The following is a 6,091-nucleotide window of genomic DNA, read 5'->3' on the forward strand; positions in this document are numbered from 1 at the left end:
GTTCGCCCATTAAAGCGGTACGCGAGCTGGGTTCAGAACGTCGTGAGACAGTTCGGTCCCTATCCGTCGTGGGCGCAGGAAATTTGAGAGGAGCTGTCCTTAGTACGAGAGGACCGGGATGGACACACCGCTGGTGTACCAGTTGTTCTGCCAAGAGCATGGCTGGGTAGCTATGTGTGGAAGGGATAAGTGCTGAAAGCATCTAAGCATGAAGCCCCCCTCAAGATGAGATTTCCCATAGCGTTAAGCTAGTAAGACCCCTGAGAGACGATCAGGTTGATAGGTCAGAGGTGGAAGCGTGGTGACACGTGGAGCTGACTGATACTAATCGGTCGAGGACTTAACTAACAAGTTTGATAATGACATTATCTAGTTTTGAGGGTACGAAGTACAACTCAATCAATCAGGTGATTATTGCGAAGAGGTCACACCCGTTCCCATACCGAACACGGCAGTTAAGCTCTTCAGCGTCGATGGTAGTTGGGGGTTTCCCCCTGTGAGAGTAGAACGTCGCCTGGTTTACCAAAGCATCAGCTAATCAGCTGGTGCTTTTTTATATATCAGAAAGTAATAATTGGCAACGGTGAAAAAACTCGGCGTGTCTGCCAATTTTTAGGAATTAAGTATAAGTGCAACTAAGCCATTATCTTTAAAAACTCGTCAATTAGTTAAAACCTAGGTTGGCCTAGAGGAAATTAAGAAGATACTTTAAAATTTTTTACTATTTTATCCTTTTACCATGAACCTACACTTAATAAGAGCTAAAAATTAAAAAGTACTATTTTACTTTTTGCAATTGGCTTATTAATTAAGTAATATGGAACATGAAGTAGAGTGCTTTAAGAAGTAGTTAAAAAAAATGGTAGAACATTTTCATCTAAGACATATAGTAAATGTATAATAGATCATCATCTTTACTTTTGAATTTCAACATAGTATGATGATTTTAATATGTTAGATTTCAATGACCATAATTATAAATGAGGTGCATTTTGTGAGTGCAGTAGGTACTAAATAGGAAAAAATTAAATTATTGAAATAAATTGGATGAAAAAGGGGAATTTTTTTAGAAATTCTTACCTTTTATTTTGTCTTGGATTTATTTCAAAACCTATGAAGATACCTACAATACTTTATAATGCGTGTAATGAATTTGGTAGCTGTTCTAAGATAGCTTATTTAACTATATTTCATTTGCGATTGCCTTATAATGTGATTAAAGCTGCGGTATCCCCGCAGCTTTTTCTATTTTTTTCGACGTAAAATCAAATATTAATATTTATCTATTCATTGGAATCTGACGTGTAGGTATCTCCATTTATGATCAATTAAATCATATAAAAGAGGAGAACAGAAATTGAATAATATAACTTTTGAAAAATTACAATATAACGAGTTAAAAGAAATTGTAAAATCTTATTGTGTAAGTGGATTAGGTAAAAAAATGATAGACCAATTGGAACCTAGCCCAAATTTAAAGGTAGTTAAAAATAGATTAAATGAAACAACTGAGGCTCGGGTAATATTAGATGCAGAAGGCCATGTGCCATTTTTAGGAGTATCTAACATTGAAAATATCATTCAAAATCTTGAAAAGGGTATGACATTAGATCCAAGTGATTTAATTAGTATTTCAGATTTTTTAAGAGGTTGCAGAAGAATTAAAAGGTTTATGCTAGATAAAGTTTTTTTTGCACCAATTCTTGCTTCCTATGCAAATTCAATGAGTGAATTCATAAAAGTTGAAGACGAGATTAATTTCTCCATTAGAGGAAACAGTGTTGATTCCGCGGCTAGTAAAGAACTTAAAAGAATACGAAATAATATTGAATCAGTAGAAGAGAAAATTAAAGATCGTTTAAATAAATTTCTAAGTAGTAGTACCAATAAAATGTATATCCAAGACTTCTTTATTAGTAAGAAAGATGAACGATATACAATTCCAATCAAAGCTTCCTTTAAGAAACAAGTTCCTGGAGCAATTATCGAGGTTTCAGCTAAAGGTTCTACTGTCTTTATTGAACCGAATACTATAACGAAATTAAATAGTGAACTTGTAAACCTAAAGGCTGAAGAGGCAATGGAAGAATATCAAATATTAGCTACCCTTTCAGGAATGATTTCAGAGAATGTTCATGAAATAAACATAAACATGGATTTAATAAGTCAATATGATATGGTGTTTGCAAAAGCGAAATTTAGCAAACAGATTGGTGGAGTTGAGCCAAAATTAAATGACTATGGATATATAAAGTTAATTCAGTGTAAACATCCATTATTAACGGGTGATGTGGTTCCACTTAATTTTGAGATAGGGAAAAGTTATCGTAGTTTAATCATTACTGGACCTAATGCTGGTGGAAAAACGATTGTTCTAAAAACAATTGGTTTACTAACTTTAGCAACAATGTCAGGGTTCCATATTATTGGAGGAGCAGAGACCGAAATTGCATTGTTTGAAAACATTTTTGTTGATATTGGTGATAATCAAAGTATAGAAAATGCGCTAAGTACATTTTCTTCACATATGAAAAACCTTTCGGATATAATGGGAGCTTCAAATAATAATACACTTTTACTATTTGATGAAATAGGGAGTGGCACAGAGCCGAATGAAGGAGCATCACTTGCAATTTCTATATTAGAAGAATTTTACCTTATGGGATGCATCACCGTTGCAACTACCCATTATGGTGAAATTAAACGTTTTTCAGAAATGCATAGTGACTTTATGAATGCAGCTATGCGATTTAATAGTGAAACACTAGAACCAATGTATAAGTTAATAATCGGGAAATCTGGAGAAAGTAATGCACTTTGGATTTCTAAGAAAATGAACATCCGCGAAAATGTCCTTCAAAGAGCAAAAGGATATATGGAAAACAAAGAATATCAATTAGAGAGAGTGAAAGAAGAGGTAGTAAGGAAACCGAAGATTCTCAAAGTGAAAGCTGAAGAGAGAGTTAATTATCAAAAAGGCGATCGAGTAAAATTATTAGACTTCAATAACTTTGGAATTGTCTATAAAGAAATGGATAATTTCTATAACCTCGTCGTATTTTATAACGGTGAATTAATAGAAGTAAATGAAAAACGAATTTCTTTAGAAGTAAAAGCTGCTGAACTTTACCCAGAAGGATATGATTTAGATACTTTATTTGTTGATTATGCAACAAGGAAATTGCATCACGATATTGAACGAGGTTCAAAAAAAGCACTTCGAAATATTCAAAAAGGAATAAGAAAAAACGGTGAATAATAATTGGCGACTCGAAAGACAAGTGTTTCTAATTATGTAATTTCTCTACAAACTAAAACATCAGCCCAAAAGCTGATGTTTTTTAATTTAGATAAGGATAAATGAGGATGTGGTTTAAATTTTGTATAATACAAAGCAAAACTAACCATCAATGAATAGACTATACCAAACTATATGATTGGGGTCTTAAATATGAAGAAATTTTCTTATATAGATTTAATCGCCACTCTAAATATAGAAGATGCACATCCAGGCGGGTTTGAATTAACAAAAAAAACACTGAGATTTCTTCCGTTAACATCAGAAAGTTTAGTTCTAGAAGTAGGTTGTGGATCTGGTAAAACCGCCAGTTATTTATATGAAAACTACAAATGCTCAATTACAACAATTGATATAAACAGCCGGATGCTAGCTAACGCTAGAAAACGATTTAACAAAAAGAAAATCCCGGTTACACTACATCAAGCCAATGCCGAAAACCTTCCTTTTAAGGATAATTCATTTGATATTATTATTTCGGAATCTGTAACAAGCTTCACGAATGTAGATAAATCATTACTTGAATACGTCAGAGTGTTAAAAAGAGGTGGGTATTTTCTTGCTATCGAAATGACATCAGAGAGACCACTTACCCTTAAAGAAGAAAGTGAAATAAAGCATGTTTATGGAATTACAAAAGTAAAAACCGTAAGAGAGTGGGAACAAAATTTAATTAAAGCGGGCTTTAGAGATTATAAAATCATCAAAGGAAACACAATTACAAACACATTAACAAATTCAACTGATTCATTGCCATTTCAAAAGTTACCACCAGAAGGTATTGAATTACTTCATAGGTTTCAAGAATTACTATTGCGTTTTAAAGATGTATTAGGATATAGAGTATTTTTATGTAGAAAAAGATAGGCATTACAGCTTATCTTTTTCTAATATATTTCAGAAAATCAGTATAACAGCAGGATGGAGTTTTTAATGCTTATTCACATTATGATCTGTCTGAAGAATTTCGTTGTATCCCTTGAAGTAGTCAATTCTAACCAATAAATGATGTAGACTTGATCAAGTTAGTTCAATCATTCAAATCATGTAAATACCCGTCTAAATCCTTTGGATGATGTCTTATACAAATAGGTAACCTAAGATATAATTCAATTTCTCCATATAGTATGTGAGAATCATTAGATTGTAAAAAAATCAAATAGCTCGCTTGCTACTGTACAAACTGTTTCTTTTATTAGATTATCTGGTGTAGAACAAAATGTATTTTAATCATAAAGCAGTACTCAAAATAACTGATGTAGGATCGATTATTTCACGTAACCCATCTTTATCAAAAATAAAATTATGTACATTACAGTTACTATATAATAAATAAGGTTCTCGCTGGAAAGGTATTAGTTGTACTAAGGTCCACGAACACATTATATAAAAAGGGTGTCTCAAAAGACAGCAATTGACTAAAGAGACATACCCACATTAATTGAATATATAATTTAAATGAACTATTAAAAAAAGAATAATGCAGCTAATGCGACTCCTGCAACAAAACCAAGTGCAATTGAAATACCGAACCCACAGCCGAAGAATCCGCATCTGAAATTATCACCTTCGAAATGTCTATCGGATCTTCTATCAAATCTTCTATCAAACCTTCTGTCAAATCTATCATCAAATCTATCGTCAAAATGATTATCAAAACGGTTTTCATTGCGGAAGTTTCTATTTGAAAAGCTTCTTTCTGAGAAATTTCTATTAGAATGGTTCCTATTCATGTTACTTCTATTGCGATTCGATCTATTGTTAGAGAAATTAGAGTTTTGACGATTTTGATTTACTGGCTCAATAAAGACTCTATCCTCAGTTACTCTAGTTATTCGACCAACGTGTTCATTTCCTGATTTATCGAAAATGCGTACAACCTGCCCTCTAAAATTATTACATAATTGATGGGCTTCATTACATTGCATAACAATTCCTCCTTTTCTTGTACTAATCTATGGAAAAGGAATAGTTTGTGCTTGTACTGATACCTAGTTGTACAATTAACTAAATAATTTGATGGAAATTAAATTTGATTACTTTTATTAATTTAATGTAAATTAATGCTTGCAATCGTTTGGACAAGATGGTATATTTGTTTATGTTGTCACGACAAAACAAGTACGAACAACAAAAAAATATAATAAGTTGTTGACAGATAGTTCGACAAAATGTTATGATATTTAAGTCGCTTCTGAAGCGGCAAAGTGAACTTTGAAAACTAAACAAAACATGAAGTAAACGTCAATTATTAGTTTTTTGAGCAATACAAGATTTAAACTTAACTTTTATGGAGAGTTTGATCCTGGCTCAGGACGAACGCTGGCGGCGTGCCTAATACATGCAAGTCGAGCGGACTAATTGGAGCTTGCTCCAATTAGTTAGCGGCGGACGGGTGAGTAACACGTGGGCAACCTACCTATAAGACTGGGATAACTTCGGGAAACCGGAGCTAATACCGGATGACATAAAGGAACTCCTGTTCCTTTGTTGAAAGATGGCTTCGGCTATCACTTATAGATGGGCCCGCGGCGCATTAGCTAGTTGGTGAGGTAACGGCTCACCAAGGCGACGATGCGTAGCCGACCTGAGAGGGTGATCGGCCACACTGGGACTGAGACACGGCCCAGACTCCTACGGGAGGCAGCAGTAGGGAATCTTCCGCAATGGACGAAAGTCTGACGGAGCAACGCCGCGTGAGCGATGAAGGCCTTCGGGTCGTAAAGCTCTGTTGTTAGGGAAGAACAAGTGCTAGTTGAATAAGCTGGCACCTTGACGGTACCTAACCAGAAA

General features: G+C 34.1%; 3 protein-coding genes and 3 rRNA genes. 5 read left to right on the forward strand and 1 reads right to left on the reverse strand.

All coding sequences use genetic code 11. The features are described 5' to 3' along the window. The 4 genes from B7R67_RS21650 to B7R67_RS21665 form a co-directional block, all read left to right on the forward strand. Window positions 1-348, forward strand: a 23S ribosomal RNA gene (locus B7R67_RS21650); the annotation flags it as partial. A 55-nt stretch (window positions 349-403) separates the two neighbouring features. Then, a 5S ribosomal RNA gene (rrf, locus tag B7R67_RS21655) occupies window positions 404-519 on the forward strand. Between the two features lie 838 nt (window positions 520-1,357). Further along, window positions 1,358-3,259 carry an endonuclease MutS2 gene (locus B7R67_RS21660; protein ID WP_088073069.1) on the forward strand — a complete coding sequence of 634 codons (1,902 nt, stop codon included), beginning with the start codon at window positions 1,358-1,360 and terminating at the stop codon, window positions 3,257-3,259. A gap of 192 nt (window positions 3,260-3,451) precedes the next feature. Then, entirely contained in the window at window positions 3,452-4,165 is a 714-nt protein-coding gene (locus B7R67_RS21665) for a class I SAM-dependent methyltransferase (RefSeq protein WP_158095167.1), read from the forward strand. A 599-nt stretch (window positions 4,166-4,764) separates the two neighbouring features. On the opposite strand, the gene B7R67_RS21670 is transcribed toward B7R67_RS21665, so the two are convergent. Further along, window positions 4,765-5,226, reverse strand: coding sequence for a hypothetical protein (locus B7R67_RS21670; RefSeq protein ID WP_088073071.1), 462 nt, complete (start codon window positions 5,224-5,226; stop codon window positions 4,765-4,767). A gap of 359 nt (window positions 5,227-5,585) precedes the next feature. Here B7R67_RS21670 and B7R67_RS21675 point away from each other — a divergent pair. Further along, window positions 5,586-6,091 (forward strand): 16S ribosomal RNA (locus B7R67_RS21675); the annotation flags it as partial.

The organism is Gottfriedia luciferensis (assembly GCF_002156865.1).
Lineage (GTDB): Bacteria > Bacillota > Bacilli > Bacillales > Bacillaceae_G > Gottfriedia > Gottfriedia luciferensis.

What these genes read in the sequence shown, in the direction of transcription:
- B7R67_RS21665 (WP_158095167.1), top strand. Translation starts at nt 3,452, where the DNA reads ATGAAGAAATTTTCTTATATAGATTTAATCGCCACTCTAAATATAGAA.
- B7R67_RS21670 (WP_088073071.1), bottom strand. Translation starts at nt 5,226, where the DNA reads ATGCAATGTAATGAAGCCCATCAATTATGTAATAATTTTAGAGGGCAG.